Origin of the sequence: Ensifer sp. ZNC0028, from assembly GCF_000799055.1 — a bacterium.
In the GTDB taxonomy this organism is placed as follows: domain Bacteria; phylum Pseudomonadota; class Alphaproteobacteria; order Rhizobiales; family Rhizobiaceae; genus Ensifer.
Genome location: NZ_JTLA01000283.1, coordinates 1 through 361, shown reverse-complemented (window position 1 = coordinate 361; position 361 = coordinate 1). Strand labels below are relative to the sequence as shown.

Here is a 361-nt window from a genome sequence, read left to right as displayed (position 1 = left end):
GCGACCTGTCCCGGGGCTGCGGCAAAGGCGACGAGCGTGCCGCCGCCCTGTGTTTCGATCGGCGCCAGGCCTCTCGTCGCCGCACCGCGGGTCGCACCCTCGACTTCGCGCGTCAGCCGCTCGGCGAGCGGATTGTTGCGACAGGCGTCGAGGAAGACCATCGAGATGCGGGCGCGTTTTTCCATCGCGCCGATGATCTCGGACAGCGCCACGGTCTCGGCCGGCACGTCGAATTCGCTTTCGAGCTTGGCATCGGTGCCGACGAGGAAATTTTCGCCGTGCAGCTGCATGCCGTGGCCGGCGTAGTAAAACAGAGCGGTATCGTCAGGCCCGATCTTGCGCGAGAACTCTGAGAGCGCAC

Annotated in this window: 1 protein-coding gene; it reads right to left on the bottom strand. The window is 66.2% G+C overall.

The genetic code is table 11. The features are described from left to right. Window positions 1–361 (bottom strand): caspase family protein (locus L981_RS33020; protein WP_043627276.1); only part of this gene is annotated, 361 nt, incomplete at both ends.